Source organism: Streptomyces sp. NPDC029674 (assembly GCF_044903205.1).
Classification (GTDB): Bacteria; Actinomycetota; Actinomycetes; order Streptomycetales; family Streptomycetaceae; genus Streptomyces.
On the sequence record NZ_JBJDPY010000016.1, the window covers coordinates 168,203 to 183,970 of the forward strand.

Here is a 15,768-nt window from a genome sequence, read left to right on the forward strand (position 1 = left end):
GGTGGTGCGGGGAAGGTGGGTCCGTGGGCGGCCCGAGGGGCCTAACCGGGGCTGCGGGAGGCGCTGAAGCAGCGGGCGCGGGCCTGGAGGAAGACCTCGGCGGCGGCGTCCGCGTCACCGGGGGAGCGGGTGCGGTACGTCCACGGCACGGTCGTGAAGAACGGGTCGAGGGCCTGGAACACGCGTGACGCGTCGTGGAACTGGTGGGCGCCCCACAGCGCGTGTGCCAGGTGGTTGAGGTCGAGGAGCGAGGTCGTGGCGGGCGCCGCGTGGTCGAACCACAGCTGCAGGGCCAGGAACGCGGCGCGTGTGGCGTCCTCGGAGATCCAGTGCAGATCGAGGGCCTGCTCCTGCCCCGACTCCCTGCGGTACCGCTCGACCCGCACGTACAGCGGCAGCAGATGCAGCGCGGAGCCCGCGGGCGCCGCGGCCGACGCCCACTGCACGAAGTTGTACGCCTCGGTGAGGGGGCCCTGCGCCCGTCGCCCGTACACGAACTGCAGCATCCGGTGGTACGCCTCGCGGTTGCCCGGATCGCGCTTGTCGGCCTCGGCGAGGAGCTGCCAGGGGCCGGGGAAGAGCATCGGCTCCGGAGGCGCCACCCGGTGCTCGTCCCAGCGTTGGCCCACGTCCAGCTGGGCCAGGGTGAGCAGGCAGATCCACGGCACCGGGTCCTCGGGCGACATGGCGGAGGCGTCGGCGCACGCCCCGACCGCCTCGCGCCACAGGTCGTTGGTCCGCCGGTGTCCCGAGCGGTGGGCGCGCAGGGCGCGCTCCACCAGGACACGGGTGTGCAGCACGGCGGCCGACGCGCTGCGCGGCTCCTCGGCGCGCCAGGCCCGCACCACGTCGGAGCCGGCGACGGCGGCCCCGAGGATCTGCGTGCGCTGGGTCCACAGCCCCCAGTCGGGCGTCTCGGTCAGCAGGTTGCGCGTGGAGACCCAGCGGCCGGTCCTGAGGTCCTGGAGCACCGCGCGCAACGCTTCGTCGTGGCCTGCCGGGTGGTACACCGGGCGGCCTGACGGCATGGGCATGAGACCTCTGTTGGGGGAAGAGGGCGGAGGTTGAGCGATTAACAGGGCGTGCTGGGGCGGGAGTTGACGGTGGTGCTCGGCGGACAGTGTAGAGCTGGGCGTTCCGGTTCCATGGCGCTTCGCCGATCTTTTATGGCCCTGTTCTGTCGACGTCCTGTCAACACGGCGCGCCGGTCGATCATGTGACGGGCGGAACCAGTCATTTGACGGGCGGGAGCAGTCATTTCGATCCCTTGACGCCCTCCGGGGCGCTGTAGCAGTCTTCCCGCGGTGATCACCTATGAGCGGCCCCCGGCGCAGCGCCCCGTGCTCGCCGTGGACCAGGGCACGTCCGGGACGAAGGCCCTCGTGGTCTGCCCGGAGCGCGGCGTGATCGGTGCGGGCGCGGCGCCGGTGCGCCCCCGCTTCCTGCCCGGCGGCCTCGTGGAGGCCGACCCCGCCGAGCTGCTCTCGTCGGTCGTCGAAGCGGGCCGCGCGGCGCTGGCGGACGCGGGCGAGCCGGTCGCCGCCGTCGGCCTCGCCAACCAGGGCGAGACCGTCCTCGCCTGGGACCCGGAATCCGGCGAACCCCTCACCGACGCCCTCGTCTGGCAGGACCGCCGCGCCGATTCGTTCTGCGCCGAACTGGCCGACCACGCCGAGGAGTTGCGCGCCCTCACCGGTCTGCCGCTCGACCCGTACTTCGCCGCTCCCAAGATGGCGTGGATACGCCGCCACCTGACCCGGCGCGGCGTGGTCACGACGAGCGACGCCTGGCTCGTCCACCGCCTCACCGGCGCCTACGTCACGGACGCCGCGACAGCCGGCCGCACCCAGCTCCTCGACCTCGACACCGTCGAGTGGTCACCGCGGGCCCTGGAGATCTACGGCCTCGGCGACGAGTGCCTGCCCCGCGTCGTCGACGCGGCGGGACCGGTCGGCACGACCACCGCGTTCGGCCCGGAGATACCCCTCACCGGCCTCCTCGTCGACCAGCAGGCCGCACTGCTCGCCCAGGACGTGACCGTCCCGGGAAGCGCCAAGTGCACTTACGGAACAGGGGCGTTCCTGCTCGCCCAGACCGGTGCGCGGCCGCGGCGCGGCGGCTCGGGCCTGGTCAGCTGTGTCGCCTGGCGGCTCGCCGGCCGGAGCAGCTACTGCCTCGACGGGCAGGTCTACACGGCCGCGTCCGCCGTCCGCTGGCTCACCGACCTCGGCGTGATCGCGGGCGCCGAGGACATCGACCTCGTGGGCTCCGCCGTCCCGGACTCCGGCGGCGTCACCTTCGTGCCCGCGCTCGCCGGTCTCGCGGCGCCCTGGTGGCGCGGTGACCTGCGCGGCTCGCTGACCGGGCTCGGCCTCGACACCACCGCGGGCCACGTGGTGCGCGCCCTCTGCGAGGGCATCGCCGCGCAGGTCGCCTCGCTCGCCGACGCGGTCGCCGCCGACCTGGGGGAGCCCCTCACGAGCCTGCGCGTCGACGGCGGCCTGACCCGCTCGGCCCTGCTCATGCAGACCCAGGCCGACCTGCTCCAACTCCCCGTCGAGGTATCGGCGTTGCCCGAAGCCACAGCCCTCGGCGCGGCCGCCGTCGCCCGCATCGGCCTCGACCCCGCACTCACCGTCGCCGACGCCGTCCCGCGGTGGCGGCCCGCCGCCGTCTACGAACCGCGCATCGACGCCGACCGGGCCGCCGAACGCCGCGCGGACTTCGACGCGGCGGTGGCGGCACTCCTGGAACGCACGCCGGGACGTACGCCCTGATGGCGGTGGTCAGGCGCGGCGCGATGCCGGACGTGACGTACGACGTGACCGTCATCGGCGCGGGAGTCGTCGGCTCCGCCGTCGCGCGCGAACTCGCCCGCCACCCCGGCCTGCGCATCGCCCTGGTGGAGGCCTCGAACGACGTCGGCGAGGGCACGTCGAAGGCGAACACGGCGATCCTGCACACCGGCTTCGACGCGGTGCCCGGCTCCCTGGAGTCCCGCCTGGTCCGCGAGGGCCGACGGCTGCTCGCCGCGTACGCCGCCGAGTCCGGGATCCCCGTCGAGCCGGTCGGCGCGCTGCTCGTCGCCTGGGACGCCCCGCAACTGGCCGCGTTGCCGGGCCTGTTGGCGAAGGCGGAGCGGAACGGCTACCGCGCGGCGCGGATCATCGAGCCCTCCGAGGTCCGGGCGCGCGAGCCGCACCTCGGCCCCGGCGCCCTCGGCGCGCTCGACGTCCCCGGCGAGAGCGTCATCTGCCCCTGGACCACCACCCTCGCCTACGCCACCCAGGCCGTCCGCGCAGGCGTGGACCTCCTCCTCAACTGCCGTGTACAGAAAGCCGAACCGGCGGGCGACACGCATCTGCTGACCACGAGCCGCGGCACCGTGCGGACCCGCTGTCTCGTCAACGCCGCGGGCCTGCACGCCGACACCGTCGACCGGCTGCTCGGCCACGACGACTTCACCGTCACCCCGCGCCGCGGCCAGCTCCTCGTCTTCGACAAGCTCGCCCGCGACCTGGTGCGGCACATCCTGCTGCCCGTCCCCACCCCGCTCGGCAAGGGCGTCCTCGTGGCACCGACCGTGTACGGAAACGTTCTACTGGGGCCCACCGCCGAGGAATTGGACGACAAGACGGCGACCGGATCGACGGCCGACGGCATCGCCGCGCTGCGCGAGAAGGGCGGCCGGATCCTCCCGGAGCTGCTCGACGAGGAGGTCACCGCCGTCTACGCGGGACTGCGCGCCGCCACCGAGCACGACGACTACCGCATCAGCGCCCACAAGGAACAGCGCTACGTCACCGTCGGCGGCATCCGCTCCACCGGCCTCACGGCGTCCCTGGCCATCGCGGCACACGTCACCGAGCTCCTCGCCGGCACGGGCCTGGAGCTGTCCGGCCCGCACGACCTGCCGCCGGTCCGCATGCCGAACCTCGGCGAGGCCTTCCCGCGCCCCTACCGGCGAGCCGACCTCATCGCCGCCGACCCCGCCTACGGCGACATCGTCTGCCACTGTGAACGGGTGACGCGCGGCGAGATCCGGGACGCCCTCGCGGCCACGGTGCCACCCGGCTCACTGGACGGCCTGCGGCGGCGCACCCGGGCGCGCGGCGGGCGCTGCCAGGGCTTCTACTGCGGGGCCGAGGTACGGGAACTCTACGAACGGGGTGCGGAGTTGGGTACCGGATGAGGCGTGAGCGCATCGTCGACGTGCTGGTCGTCGGCGCCGGGCCCGCCGGGCTCGCCACGGCGGTCGGCCTCGCCGCGGCGGGCGTCGGCGAGGTCGAGGTGGTGGACCGCGAACGGCAGGCGGGCGGGGTACCGCGGCACTGCCTGCACGGCGGCTTCGGACGCCTCGGGATGACGGGACCGCAGTACGCGGAGCGGTGCGTGGCGGCCGCCGTGGGCACCGGCGCGGTGCTGCGGACCGGCGTCACCGTCACGGCCTGGGCGGCACCGCTCACCCTGGACACCACGAGCCCCCGCGGCCTGGAGCGGATCACCGCCCGCGCGGTCGTCCTCGCCACGGGCGCCCGGGAACGGCCGCGCGCCGCCCGCCTCGTGCCCGGCACGCGGCCCGCCGGGGTCTACACCACAGGCGAGCTCCAGCAGGCCGTCCACCTCCACCGGCAGCGGATCGGCACGCGCGCCGTCGTGGTCGGCGCGGAACCGGTGAGCTTCACGGCCCTGGACACGCTGCGGCGGGCCGGGGTCTCCGTCACCGCGCAGATCACCGAACACCCGCGCCACCAGGCGCCGCAGGCCCGCGCCCTGGACGCGCGGCTGCGGCGCGGCGTGCCACTCCTCACCGACGCCACGGTGGCCGAACTCCTCGGCCGCGGCCGCCTCTCGGGCGTCCGGCTGCGGCACCGGGACGGCAGGACGGCGCACGTACCCTGCGACACGGTCGTCTTCACCGGCGACTTCGTCCCGGACCACGAACTGGCCCGGCGCGGCGGCCTGTTGCTCGACCCCGGCACCCGGGGCCCCGCCGTCGACGCCGCGTTCCGTACGGACGAACGCGGCGTCTTCGCGGTGGGCAACGTCCTGCACGCCGCCGAACCGGCGCGGGTGGTGGCGCGCGAGGGGGCCCTGGCGGCGGCGGCCGTGCGGCGCTACCTCTCCGACGGGGACTGGCCCGCCGCGTCCGTGCCGTTGCGGGCCGCTGCCCCGCTCGCCTGGATCGCCCCGAACCGGCTGAGCCCCGACGAGCCGACAGCCGAATTCACCCTGTGCGCGACGGAGTTCGTGCCGCGTCCCGCACTGGTCATCACGCAGGACGGCAGGACCCTGCACCGCACCCGCCCACGCCGCCCGGCCGTCCCGAACCGACCGTTCCGCGTCTCCGGGAACTGGACGGCGAGGGTGGACGTGCGGGGCGGCGCGGTCCGGGTCGCCCTTGGCTGAGGCGTGGCTAGAGCGAGGCGCCGACCAGCCGGGCGAGGTCGATGAGGCGGTTGGAGTAGCCCCATTCGTTGTCGTACCAGCCGACGACCTTGACCTGCGGCCCCGTGACGCGGGTGAGCTCGGCGTCGAAGACGCAGGACGCGGGGTCGGTGACGATGTCGGTGCTCACGATGGGAGCCTCGGTGTAGGACAGCACTCCCTTGTACGGTCCGGCGGCGGCCGCCGCGTACGCCTCCTTGATCTCCTCGACCGACGTGGGCCGCCGCGTGGTGACGGTGAGGTCGGTGACCGAGCCGGTGGGGACGGGCACCCGTAGCGCGAACGCGTCGAGTCGGCCCGCGAGTTCGGGCAGCACGAGCCCGATGGCCTTGGCGGCGCCGCTGGAGGTCGGGATGATGTTGAGGCCGGCGGCGCGGGCGCGGCGCAGGTCCTTGTGCGGGGCGTCCTGGAGGTTCTGGTCCTGCGTATAGGCGTGGACGGTGGTCATCATGCCGGAGTCGATGCCCACGGCGTCGTGCAGCACCTTCGCCAGGACGCCCAGGCAGTTGGTGGTGCACGAGGCGTTGGAGATGATCGTGTGCCGCTCGGGGTCGTAGGCGTCGTCGTTCACGCCGAGCACGATCGTGACGTCCTCGCCGGTGGCCGGGGCCGCGATGACGACCTTCTTCGCGCCGCCCTCGACGTGTGCGCGGGCCCGGGCGGCGTCGGTGAAGACGCCCGTCGCCTCGATGACGACGTCCACGCCGAGGTCGCCCCAGGGCAGCCCGGCGGGATCCCGCTCGGCGAACACCTGGATGGTCTTCCCGTCGACGCGGATCGCCCCCGGTTCGGCGGTGACCTCGCCGGGGAAGCGGCCCAGGACCGAGTCGTAGGCCAGCAGATGCGCCATGGTCGGCACGTCGCCCAGGTCGTTGACCGCGACGACCTCCACATCCGCGTCCCCGGCTGCCGCCGCCCGGAAGACGCTGCGGCCGATTCGCCCGAACCCGTTGATGCCGATACGAACAGTCATGGAACTCTCTCCTTGCGCCCGTGAGGCGTGATCGAGAACAATATAAGCAGCTTACATAAGCTAATGATGTAATTCTCCAGGGTGGCTGACATGCACGACGACGACCTGAACGTCGACGATCCGAACGACGAGCTGGACGTGAACGCCTTCACCGCGGCGATCGAGAACTTCAACCGCTTCTACATCCGGCTACCGGTACTGGAGAAACTGCCGTTCACGACGCTCTCGGTGCTGGACACCCTCGCGTTCGGCGGCGGCCCCAGGCGGCTGACCGAGCTGACGAAGACCGAGCAGGTCAGCCAGCCCGGCATCACCCAGCTGGTGACCCGCATGGAGCGCGACGGCCTGGTGGAGCGCCGCCCGGACCCGACCGACGGGCGCGCCGTCCTCGTCCACCTCACCGAGAAGGGCCGCCGGGTCGGCCGCTCCCGTCACGAGGACCGGACGCGCCATCTCGCGCCGCTGCTCGACCGGTTGACCCCGGAGCAGCGCGCGGCCCTCGCGGACGCGCTGCCCGCCCTGACGCGCCTGGCGGAACTGGGACGGGGTGAGGGGTAGGCCCGGGCGGAACCGGCGCGGGGTGAGGCGCAGGACACCCTTCCCATGGCCCCCACCCCGCGCATAGACTCCAAAACTAGCAGCGCTAATTTACGTTGCGAGGCACCCAGAAGAATCCGAAGCAGCGAGACCCGCAGAACGATCCGGAGCCGTATCGTGCGCACCGTCCACTTCGCCGCCGCCCGCCGCACCCCCATCGGCAGACTCCGCGGCGCCCTCTCCTCAGTCCGCCCCGACGACCTCGCAGCGGGCGTCGTGAAGGGCCTCCTCGCCGACATCCCCCAGCTGGACCCCGCCCGGATCGACGACATCTACTGGGGCGCCGCCAACCAGGCCGGCGAGGACAACCGCAACGTCGCGAGGATGGCCGCCCTCCTCGCCGGACTCCCGGAGTCCGTGCCCGGCGCCACTGTGAACCGGCTCTGCGCCTCCGGCCTCGAAGCCGTCACGACCGCCGCGCGCACCATCGCCGCCGGCGAGGCCGACATCGTCCTCGCGGGCGGCTCCGAGTCGATGAGCCGCGCCCCCTTCGTGCTGCCCCGCCCCGACGAGGCGCTGCCGCACCGCATGGAGACCGCCGACACCCGGCTCGGCTGGCGCCTCACGAACAAGAAGATGAAGGAGCTGCACGGCGTCCTCGCGATGGGCGAGACCGCGGAGGAGGTCGCCGAGCGGTACGGCGTCCCGCGCTCACGCCAGGACGAGTTCGCCCTCCGCAGCCACCGGCGCGCGGCCGCCGCCCGCAAGAACGGCCACTTCGACGACGAACTGCTGCCCGTCACGCGGCCGGACGGCATCGTCGTCGACGCGGACGAATGCGTGCGCGAGGACACCTCGTACGAGAAGCTCAGCGGCCTGCGGCCCGTCTTCCGCGAGGACGGCACCGTCACCGCGGGCAACGCCTCGCCGATGAACGACGGCGCGGCAGGACTGCTCCTCGTCAGCGAGGAGGCCCTGAACGACCTCGGCCTCGAATCCCTCGGCCGGTACGCGGCCGGCGCATCGGCGGGCGTCCACCCCGACGTCATGGGCATCGGACCCGTCCCCGCCACGCGGAAGGTGCTCGCCCGGCTCGGCTGGTCCGTCGACGACCTCCAAGAGGCCGAGTTCAACGAGGCGTTCGCCGCCCAGGCCCTCGCCTGCGTCGACGCCCTCGGCATCGACCCGGACCTGGTCAACCCCTCCGGCGGCGCCATCGCCCTGGGCCACCCCCTCGGCTGCTCCGGCGCCCGCATCCTCACCACCCTCCTCCACAGAATGCGCCGCACCGGCGCCACGCGCGGTCTCGCCACGATGTGCGTGGGCGTGGGCCAGGGCAGCGCGCTCCTGGTGGAACGCGACTGAATCCGGCCACGCGCCGTTGCCCCGGGCGCGGCGCGGCGCGGCGCGGCGAGGTGGGGTGGGGTGAGGGCGGGACGGAGGGCGGTTGCGTACGGCTGCCTCCCGGGGCCCACGAACAAGTCTCACGCCCCCACGCCCCCCGCCGAGAAGTCAGTCCAGAAGCAGGCCCGACCCACCGCAAGCCCCACGGAAACGGAGCACCCCCCTCATGGCCACGCTGTCCCTCGCCGCGATCCTTGCCGAGCCCGCTCGGCGTCACCCGAATCGCATCGCCCTCGTGGAGGGTGATCTCCGGCTCTCCTTCCAGGAGTTGTGGCGCGAGGCGCGGGCGCAGGGCGCGGCTCTCGCGGAGCTCGGTGTGCGGCCGGGGGACCGCGTGGCGCTGATGGCGCCCAACACCGCCGAGTTCCCGAAGGCGTACTACGCCGTCCTCGCCGCCGGCGGAGTCGTCGTACCCGTTCATCTGCTGCTCTCCGCGGAGGAGGTCGAGCACGTCCTGCGGGACAGCGGCGCCACCCTGCTCCTCTGTCACCCCGCGCAGGCCGGAACGGGCGGCCCGGCCGCCGAGGCCACCGGTGTGCGGATGCTGGGACTCGGCGCCGAGGGCGAGTTGGAGGCGCTGGCCAGGACCACCGAACCCCTCACCACGTACGCGACACGCGACGCCGACGACCCGGCCGTCATCTTCTACACCAGCGGCACCACAGGCGTCCCCAAGGGCGCCGTGCTCAGCCACTTCAACCTGGTGATGAACGCTACGGTCAACGCCTTCGACGCCAACGACATCCGCCCCGACGACACCGCTCTCGGCGCGCTGCCCCTCTTCCACGCCTTCGGCCAGACCGTCTCCATGAACTCGACGTGGCGGGCGGGCGCCACCCTCGTCCTGCTGCCCCGCTTCGACGCGGCGCGGGCCATCGAGCTGATGGTCGCCGAGGGCGTCAACACCTTCCACGGCGTCCCCACCATGTACGTCGGCCTGGTCGCCGCCGCCGAGGCCGCCGGACAACTGCCGAAGCTGCGGATCTGCATCTCCGGCGGCGCCTCACTGCCCGTCGCCCTGCTCGAACGCTTCGAGAAGGCCTTCGGCACCCCGGTCTACGAGGGGTACGGACTCTCCGAGACCTCACCGACCGCATCCGTCAACCAGCCCGACTTCGGCACGAAGCCCGGCAGCATCGGCCACCCCCTGTGGGGCGTCGACGTGGAGATCGCCCGCGCCGACGTCGACGACCGCGTCGAACTGCTGCCCACCGGCGAGCTCGGCGAGGTCGTCATCCGCGGCCACAACGTCTTCTCCGGCTACCTCGGGCGACCCGAGGCCACCGCCGAGGCCCTGGTCGACGGCTGGTTCCGCAGCGGCGACCTGGGCACCAAGGACGCCGACGGCTTCCTGACCATCGTCGACCGCAAGAAGGACGTCATCATCCGCGGCGGCTTCAACGTCTACCCGCGCGAGGTCGAAGAGGTCCTGATGCGCCACCCGGCCGTCGCCCAGACCGCCGTGATCGGCCTGCCCGACCCCGTGCACGGCGAGGAGATCTGCGCCGTCGTCGTCACGGCGGCCGGCGCCACGCCCACACCGGAGGTGGCGCAGGCGATCACCGAGTGGTCCAAGGAGCATCTGGGCCGCCACAAGTACCCGCGCCTCGTGGAGTTCATCGACGAGCTCCCGCTCGGCCCCAGCATGAAGGTCCTCAAGCGAGAATTGCGCGCCCACTACAGCGCGTAAGAATTCCCCCATGGGTGGGACGTGCGGGTGGGACTTGTGGAACGGGTGGGACCTGTGGAACGGGTGGGGGCTCTCGCCGTGGCAGTTCGCCGCGCTGGCCGCCGCGGCGCTGCTGGTCGGCTTCTCCAAGACGGCCGTCAGCGGGGCGAACACCATCAGCCTCGCCGTCTTCGCCGCCGTACTGCCCGCCCGCGCCTCGACCGGCGTCCTGCTGCCCATCCTCATCGCGGGCGACGTCCTCGCCGTGCTCACCTACCGCAGGCACGCCCACTGGCCCACCCTCTGGCGGCTGTTCCCCGCCGTCGCCGGGGGAGTGGCCGTCGGCACGGTCTTCCTCATGTGGGCCGACGACGCCGTCGTACGGACGTCGATCGGGGCGATCCTGCTGCTCATGGCGGGCGTCACGATCGCGCGCCGCACATCGTCGGCCCGCGCGGACTCCGAGGCGGAGGCCCCGCCGGTCAGCCGCCTCAAAGCCCCCTCCTACGGCGTCCTCGGCGGCTTCACCACGATGGTCGCCAACGCGGGCGGCCCGGTGATGTCCCTCTACCTGCTCTCGGCGGGCTTCCGGAAGCTCGGCTTCCTGGGTACGTCCGCGTGGTTCTTCCTGATCGTCAACACGTCCAAGGTGCCGTTCAGCGTGGGCCTCGGCCTGATCGACGCCCGCTCGCTGCTCCTGGACGCGGCGCTGGTGCTCTTCGTGGTGCCGGGCGCGATCCTCGGCAAGTACACCGTGAACCGCATCAATCAGCGCCTCTTCGAGCGGCTGGTGATCGGTGCGACGGTCCTCGGCGGCCTCCAACTGCTGTTGCGCTGAAAAGCCGCCGAGCCGCCGAGCCGCCGAGCCGCCGAGCCGCCGAGCCGCCGAGCCGCCGAGCCGCCGAGCCGCCGAGCCGCCGAGCCGCCGAGCCGCCGAGCCGCGGGGCCCTCAGCGCGCGCCGACCGTGGCGCCCGCCGGCTCCGGGTAGAGCCCGTGCGCCAGGTCCTCCGCGAGCAGCCGCTTGGCGATCGCGTCGACCGCCGCGGTGAGCTCCTTGTCCGGCGGCCGGCCGATGTCCTTCGTGATCTCCTCGCCCAGCCAGGCCGCCCACGCCCCGGAGACGACCTCCGCCTCGCGCTCCCCGGCGGGCGTGAGCGAGAAGTACGTACCGGTACGGGTCAGATAGCCCTCTTCTTCCATCCGGTCGAAGACGGGCACCAGGACCTCGGGCGGAATCCTGCGCCGGGCCGCGATCAGCCCCAGACTGGCGTGCCCGACCATCCGGGTGAACAGCGAGACCTGCATGACCGCCCAGGCGCCCGCGATGTCGAGGCGCGTGTCGGAGTCCCGGATGATGCCGCGCGCGGTGCTCATGCCCACATTGCGGATGATGTTGGCGACGGCGCGCTCCAACAGGTGCCCGGAGTCGCCGCTGGTCGGCTGCGCGAACCCCTCGCCCATGTCCGGGGCGCCCATGCGCGCGCTGTCCCGGAGCTCGACCTGCTTGAGGAAGAGCGCCACCAGGAACCCGATGAGCGCGACCGGGACCGTCCACAGGAAGACCGTGTGCAGCGTGTCCGCGTACGCCTTGATGATGGGTACGGCGCTGGCCGCGGGCAGTTCGTGCAGCCCGCCGGGGCTCTGCGCCGCCTCGCCGACCACGGCCGGATCACCGCCGGCCCGCGCCGCCTCGGCGACCCCGTCCTTGAGGTTCGGCGCGAGGGTGTTGGCGTAGATGGTGCCGAACACGGCCGTGCCGAACGAGCTGCCCAGCGTACGGAAGAAGGTGACCCCGGACGTGGCGGTGCCCAGATCCGCGTACGCGACGGTGTTCTGCACGGCGATCGTCAGGACCTGCATGCACAGCCCGATGCCGGCGCCGAGCACGAACATGTACAGCGACTCCAGCCACGTGCTGGTGGTCCGCCCCATCAGCGAGAGCAGATAGAGCCCGAGAGCCATCACCAGCGCGCCGACGATGGGGAAGACGCGGTACGTGCCCGTCTTGCTGACGACGTTGCCGCTGAAGACGGAGGCGATGAGCAGCCCGACGACCATCGGCAGCGTGCGCACACCGGAGATGGTGGCCGAGTCCCCGTCGACGTACTGCAGATAGGTCGGCAGGAACGTCATGGCGCCGAGCATCGCGAAGCCCACGATGAAGCTGAGGATCGAGCAGACCGTGAAGACGGGGTTGGCGAAGAGCCGCATCGGCAGCATGGGCTCGGCGGCCCGCGTCTCGACGACACAGAACAGCGCCAGCGCGACCAGCCCGCCGGCGAAGAGACCGATGATCGTGGGCGACGCCCACGCGTACTGGTTGCCGCCCCAGCTCGTCGCCAGGATCAGCGCGCTCGCGCCGACGGCGACGAGCGCGATGCCCGCATAGTCGATGACGGGCCGCACGGCGGACTTCACCACGGGAATGGTCCGGGCGGCCGCGATGACGACGACGATCGCGATGGGTACGTTGACGTAGAACGCCCAGCGCCAGGTCAGGTGGTCCGTGAAGAGCCCGCCCAGCAGCGGCCCGATCACCGTGGACACGCCGAAGACGGCACCGATCGCGCCCTGGTACTTGCCGCGCTCCCGCAACGGGATCACATCGGCGATCAACGCCATGGACGTGACCATCAGCCCGCCCGCGCCGATGCCCTGCATCGCCCGCCAGGCGATGAGGAGCGTCATGTTCGTCGAGAGCCCGCACAGGAACGACCCGGTGATGAAGATGACCGCCGACACCTGGAAGACGATCTTCCGCCCGAACAGGTCACCGAACTTGCCGACGAGCACCGTCGCGACGGTCTCCGCGAGCAGATACGACGTGACGACCCACGACATGTGCTCCGCCCCGCCCAGATCCGACACGATCGTCGGCAGCGCGGTGCCGACGATGGTCTGGTCGAGGGCGGCGAGCAGCATCCCCAGCATGATCGTCACGAAGACGACGTTGCGGCGCCGCCGGTCGAGCACGGGTGGCGCGGAGGGCTGCGCCGAGTCCTGAGCCGCGTGCCGCGCCTCTGCGGTAGCGGAGCCGGCCGACTGATCGCTGGTGGTCACGCAGCCACCCTCACACTGCCCCGCGGCGTGTGCATGCGGGACGAGCCCGCTCCGGTGAACGGACGGCCCCTCTACGCGGGCCCGCCCTCCTACGCGGGCCCGCCCCCTGCGCGGGGCAGCCCGCGGCCCAGCGCCCGCGTCCGGCTCCCGTGCGGCGCTCGGTGGCCGGCCCAGCGCCGGGGGCCATCCCTGCGTCGTGCGCGGGGGTCGGCCCAGCGGCCTGTGCCGAGCAGCCAGCCCTATGCCCGCCGGTCCGGCACCCCGCTTCCCGCTTCCCGCGGCCCGCGACACGCGCCGGCGGCCCCCGACCGCCCGGGTCGCCCCCTACCCCCGCAACGCGCCCCCGCGCAGCCGCGGCGCGGAGGTCACCGCGTCCACCGCGGTCCCCTCCCGCTCCAACCGCTCTGCCAAGGTCTCCGCCCAGGTGACCAGCTCGGCGACGTCGATTTCGTAGGGCCGGTGCCGGCCGGTGCGGGTGGTCCAGTCGGAGATCGCCCCGGCGCCGCGCAGCAGCAGCCGGGCCCCTCCCGTGGTGTTGCCGCGGGCCGAGTGCGTGAGGCCGACGGCGAGCTGTGCCAGGCCCTTCCACAGGCCGCGCTCCGGCTCGGGGCCGGATTTCCACGCGTCCTCGAAGACCTCGTGCGCGTGAAAGGGACGTCCCGCGTCCAACAGCGCCTGCGCCTCGGTCACGGACTCCTCGGGCGCGCGCACGACGCCCTCCGGCTGCCGGGGCACCCCGTCGGCGCCATAGGGGAGCGGCCGCCCGAGCCCGTCGCGAGGCCGCTGGTTGCGGGCCCGCCCCTCCTCGTCGCGATCCCGCTCACGGCCACTTTCGTACGATCCAGGTGCAGAGCTCATACGGCGATTGTCGCGCGTGCCTGACGGCGGTCACCGGAGGACGAAGCACCCTGCGAGGTGGGGTAGAGTTCTACCTGTGATCACGCGGGGCACCGCGCGAAACACCACGGGACGTGGCGCAGCTTGGTAGCGCACTTGACTGGGGGTCAAGGGGTCGCAGGTTCAAATCCTGTCGTCCCGACTCGAGAGAGTCGTAGATCAGGGGCTGTTTCAGAGAAATCTGAAACAGCCCCTGACTCGTTGCTGGGGGAGCAGTGCACGCCCCCGCGACCAGGCGGCACCGACTTGCCCCAAAAAGGTGACGATCACCGCCCCGGAACCATGCGCCCTGTACTTATGGATCTCCGTTCCAGGAGGTGCTCCGCATGTCTGTGTCTATGCCCTTGCGTCGTGTCATCGGCGCGGCCGCCGGTGCCGTACTGCTGCAGCTCGTCACCCCGTCCGCCGTCGCCGCGCCCAGCGACCCGCACGTGTCAGTCCCCCGCGAAGAGGTGACCGTCGACCCGACCGGCACGCTCGCGGCCGACGGAACCATCACCCTTTCCGGCACCTACCGCTGTGTCAGAGGGTCAGGGCCCGTGTTCGTGTCCTCGAGCGTGTCCCAGGCCGACCCGCGGGTACGACACGGCATCGGCGGCACCTTGGCGGTCTGTGACGGCGCCGAGCACCGCTGGACCAACAGCGAGGTCCGCAAGGGCACGTTCACTCCGGGACCCGCCAACGTCGAGGCCACCGTGATGGAGCTGAAAGGCACCGGGCTGCCGCTGCCGCGCTTCCACGCGGTGAAGCGGCAGAACATCACCCTCACCAAGAGCTGAGCCGGGGCGGGACCCGCCGAAGCGCCTTCCCGCCGCGGTCTGTACAGGGCTCCGGGGCAGCGCCGGAAAGCTCTCCAGCGTGATGGAGGCTCTGGCCGCCCGGACCCGGACGATCTCTCGCAGGTCGCGGCGTTGGTGGCCGAGACCGCTGCCGACGTGGCTGTCGTCGTACTGGATCCCGCGCTCGCGACCGCCCTGCAACGCGCCGGCTGCCCGGTCGTCTACATCGACAGCCTGCCGTTCCTGTGGACCGAGCACGATGCCCTGCCGGTGGACGTCGCCGTGTATTGCGCGCAGCAGATGCTGCCTCTGCCGTCTGAAGTGGGTCGCTCCCATCGTCCCGGCCGCGGTCAGGACGCGTCCCGCCGAAGCGCGTGTCCACCGGGACGACACCCTCGCCGCGGTGCTGCTGCCGCCCCAGAACCTCAGCCAGGTGTTCAACGGCGACCTCGTCGCCTCATCCGACCCCGGCCTGCGCATCCCCTGGCCTTCGGCCGTCCTCCGCCGAACGGACGTCGAAGTCTGGCACCGCGGCGGCGAACAGCACGCGGTTCCTCGCATCCGCGCCCACATCGCCCGCGCCGCGCAGGAGCTCCACGCACGGACAGGGCAAGCCCTGAGGCGGGCGGCAACCGACTCCGCTTCCTTCTCGGCCACCTTCTCGAACCTCACTCCCGACTTCGGCGGAGCCGACGAGGTCACGCGGGAAATCCTCGCCCTTGGGCCGCTTGCCGGTCCGTAGTGCGGTGGTGTGTGAGCCTCCCGAGTCGGTTACGGTGGCACATCGGGATTTGCGTGGGCAGGCCCTCCATTCCGGCCCCCACTTCTTCACCGTTTCTCTCTCACTCTCCCTCACCGGCAGCGGTGCTCCATGTCCAGGAGCGTTCTTCGGCTGCCATCTCCCCCCCCCCCCCCCCCCCCCCGGGGGGGGGGGGCCCCCCCCCCGCGGGGGGGCCCCAGCGGTGGGGGGAGATGGAAGGCAAAGGGTACAAAAGCGCGA

At 72.6% G+C, this 15,768-nt stretch carries 13 protein-coding genes and 1 tRNA gene; 10 read left to right on the top strand and 4 right to left on the bottom strand.

The genetic code is table 11. The features are described from left to right. Positions 1-41: 41 nt before the first annotated feature. Positions 42-1,034: a hypothetical protein gene (locus ACI2L3_RS31770; RefSeq protein WP_404755855.1), complete on the bottom strand. Its 993-nt coding sequence runs from the start codon at positions 1,032-1,034 to the stop codon at positions 42-44. A 270-nt stretch (positions 1,035-1,304) separates the two neighbouring features. Between ACI2L3_RS31770 and ACI2L3_RS31775 the strand changes: the two genes are divergently transcribed. The 3 genes from ACI2L3_RS31775 to ACI2L3_RS31785 are packed head-to-tail and all read left to right on the top strand — an operon-like array spanning position 1,305 to position 5,409. Continuing rightward, positions 1,305-2,777, top strand: coding sequence for an FGGY family carbohydrate kinase (locus ACI2L3_RS31775; RefSeq protein WP_404755856.1), 1,473 nt, complete (start codon positions 1,305-1,307; stop codon positions 2,775-2,777). Further along, positions 2,777-4,192 carry an FAD-dependent oxidoreductase gene (locus ACI2L3_RS31780; protein WP_404755857.1) on the top strand — a complete coding sequence of 472 codons (1,416 nt, stop codon included), beginning with the start codon at positions 2,777-2,779 and terminating at the stop codon, positions 4,190-4,192. Before ACI2L3_RS31775 ends, ACI2L3_RS31780 begins: the two co-directional genes overlap by 1 nt. Next, positions 4,189-5,409, top strand: a complete 1,221-nt coding sequence (locus ACI2L3_RS31785; RefSeq protein WP_404755858.1) for an NAD(P)/FAD-dependent oxidoreductase — start codon at positions 4,189-4,191, stop codon at positions 5,407-5,409. The genes ACI2L3_RS31780 and ACI2L3_RS31785 overlap by 4 nt, the downstream gene beginning before the upstream one ends. A 7-nt stretch (positions 5,410-5,416) precedes the next feature. Here the strand turns inward: ACI2L3_RS31785 and gap are convergent, their stop codons facing one another. After that, positions 5,417-6,421: a type I glyceraldehyde-3-phosphate dehydrogenase gene (gene gap, locus ACI2L3_RS31790; protein WP_404755859.1), complete on the bottom strand. Its 1,005-nt coding sequence runs from the start codon at positions 6,419-6,421 to the stop codon at positions 5,417-5,419. Positions 6,422-6,511: 90 nt separating this feature from the next. Here gap and ACI2L3_RS31795 point away from each other — a divergent pair, with 90 nt between their 5' ends. The 4 genes from ACI2L3_RS31795 (at position 6,512) to ACI2L3_RS31810 (ending at position 10,869) form a co-directional block, all read left to right on the top strand. Next, the gene (locus ACI2L3_RS31795) at positions 6,512-6,979 is read left to right on the top strand and encodes a MarR family winged helix-turn-helix transcriptional regulator (protein ID WP_404755860.1); all 468 of its coding nucleotides are present in this window, start codon (positions 6,512-6,514) and stop codon (positions 6,977-6,979) included. Positions 6,980-7,135: 156 nt separating this feature from the next. Further along, positions 7,136-8,323, top strand: coding sequence for a thiolase family protein (locus ACI2L3_RS31800; RefSeq protein WP_404755861.1), 1,188 nt, complete (start codon positions 7,136-7,138; stop codon positions 8,321-8,323). A 205-nt stretch (positions 8,324-8,528) separates the two neighbouring features. Beyond that, positions 8,529-10,052 (top strand): long-chain fatty acid--CoA ligase, encoded by a 1,524-nt coding sequence (locus ACI2L3_RS31805; RefSeq protein WP_404755862.1) that lies wholly within the window; start codon positions 8,529-8,531, stop codon positions 10,050-10,052. A gap of 10 nt (positions 10,053-10,062) precedes the next feature. Then, positions 10,063-10,869 carry a sulfite exporter TauE/SafE family protein gene (locus ACI2L3_RS31810; RefSeq protein WP_404755863.1) on the top strand — a complete coding sequence of 269 codons (807 nt, stop codon included), beginning with the start codon at positions 10,063-10,065 and terminating at the stop codon, positions 10,867-10,869. A gap of 111 nt (positions 10,870-10,980) precedes the next feature. Here the strand turns inward: ACI2L3_RS31810 and ACI2L3_RS31815 are convergent, their stop codons facing one another. Next, complete coding sequence (locus ACI2L3_RS31815; protein WP_404755869.1) at positions 10,981-13,005, bottom strand: DHA2 family efflux MFS transporter permease subunit; 2,025 nt, start codon at positions 13,003-13,005, stop codon at positions 10,981-10,983. A 411-nt stretch (positions 13,006-13,416) separates the two neighbouring features. Beyond that, positions 13,417-13,950, bottom strand: a complete 534-nt coding sequence (locus ACI2L3_RS31820; RefSeq protein ID WP_404755864.1) for a DUF309 domain-containing protein — start codon at positions 13,948-13,950, stop codon at positions 13,417-13,419. A gap of 107 nt (positions 13,951-14,057) precedes the next feature. On the opposite strand from ACI2L3_RS31820, the gene ACI2L3_RS31825 reads away from it, so the two are divergent. The 3 genes from ACI2L3_RS31825 to ACI2L3_RS31835 all read left to right on the top strand — a co-directional run bounded on the left by ACI2L3_RS31825 (position 14,058) and on the right by ACI2L3_RS31835 (position 15,510). Next, positions 14,058-14,131: transfer RNA gene (locus tag ACI2L3_RS31825), tRNA-Pro, on the top strand. A gap of 184 nt (positions 14,132-14,315) precedes the next feature. Beyond that, complete coding sequence (locus ACI2L3_RS31830; RefSeq protein WP_404755865.1) at positions 14,316-14,768, top strand: DUF6299 family protein; 453 nt, start codon at positions 14,316-14,318, stop codon at positions 14,766-14,768. Between the two features lie 403 nt (positions 14,769-15,171). Then, the gene (locus ACI2L3_RS31835) at positions 15,172-15,510 is read left to right on the top strand and encodes a hypothetical protein (protein ID WP_404755866.1); all 339 of its coding nucleotides are present in this window, start codon (positions 15,172-15,174) and stop codon (positions 15,508-15,510) included. Positions 15,511-15,768: the final 258 nt, after the last annotated feature.

Excerpts from the sequence above, each read along its gene's own strand:
- ACI2L3_RS31770 (WP_404755855.1), bottom strand. The coding sequence starts at position 1,034 with ATGCCCATGCCGTCAGGCCGCCCGGTGTACCACCCGGCAGGCCACGAC.
- ACI2L3_RS31780 (WP_404755857.1), top strand. The coding sequence starts at position 2,777 with ATGGCGGTGGTCAGGCGCGGCGCGATGCCGGACGTGACGTACGACGTG.
- ACI2L3_RS31785 (WP_404755858.1), top strand. The coding sequence starts at position 4,189 with ATGAGGCGTGAGCGCATCGTCGACGTGCTGGTCGTCGGCGCCGGGCCC.
- gap (WP_404755859.1), bottom strand. The coding sequence starts at position 6,421 with ATGACTGTTCGTATCGGCATCAACGGGTTCGGGCGAATCGGCCGCAGC.
- ACI2L3_RS31795 (WP_404755860.1), top strand. The coding sequence starts at position 6,512 with ATGCACGACGACGACCTGAACGTCGACGATCCGAACGACGAGCTGGAC.
- ACI2L3_RS31805 (WP_404755862.1), top strand. The coding sequence starts at position 8,529 with ATGGCCACGCTGTCCCTCGCCGCGATCCTTGCCGAGCCCGCTCGGCGT.
- ACI2L3_RS31810 (WP_404755863.1), top strand. The coding sequence starts at position 10,063 with ATGGGTGGGACGTGCGGGTGGGACTTGTGGAACGGGTGGGACCTGTGG.
- ACI2L3_RS31820 (WP_404755864.1), bottom strand. The coding sequence starts at position 13,950 with ATGAGCTCTGCACCTGGATCGTACGAAAGTGGCCGTGAGCGGGATCGC.
- ACI2L3_RS31830 (WP_404755865.1), top strand. The coding sequence starts at position 14,316 with ATGTCTGTGTCTATGCCCTTGCGTCGTGTCATCGGCGCGGCCGCCGGT.